We start from the raw sequence: 416 nt of genomic DNA, 5'->3' as shown, positions 1-416 counted from the left end.
TTCGCCATGAAGCGGTCGAGTTCGGCGCGAAGGCGGGTGCTTTCGCTCGACAGTGTCTTGGCCGAATTCAACACCTCTTCCGAGGCCGAGCCGGTTTCGGCGGCGCCGCGGTTGACCTGGCCGATGTCAGTGGCGGCCGTCTGGGTGCCCTGAGCGACGGTCTGGACGCTGCGCGCGATCTCCTGCGTCGCGGCGCCCTGCTCTTCCACGGCGCTCGCGATCGACGTCGAGATCGAGGATATCTTGCCGATGGTCGCGCCGATTTCCTTGATCGCAGCGACCGATTCCGCCGTGGCGCCCTGCATGCCCGTGATGTGCGACGAAATCTCGTCGGTGGCTTTGGCCGTCTGGCTCGCCAGCGATTTCACTTCGCTCGCGACCACCGCGAAGCCGCGGCCGGCCTCGCCGGCACGGGC

The 416-nt window shown here is 67.5% G+C and carries 1 protein-coding gene; it reads right to left on the bottom strand.

The window, feature by feature from the left end; all coding sequences use genetic code 11:
- Positions 1-416, bottom strand: a 416-nt coding sequence (locus AC0L2O_RS36410) for a methyl-accepting chemotaxis protein (protein WP_473373150.1), incomplete at both ends; no start/stop codon positions are given.

Source organism: Bradyrhizobium sp. Kon10 (assembly GCF_055807395.1).
The sequence above is the reverse complement of the archived record's forward strand: the minus strand, read 5'-3'. Positions and strand labels throughout refer to the sequence as shown.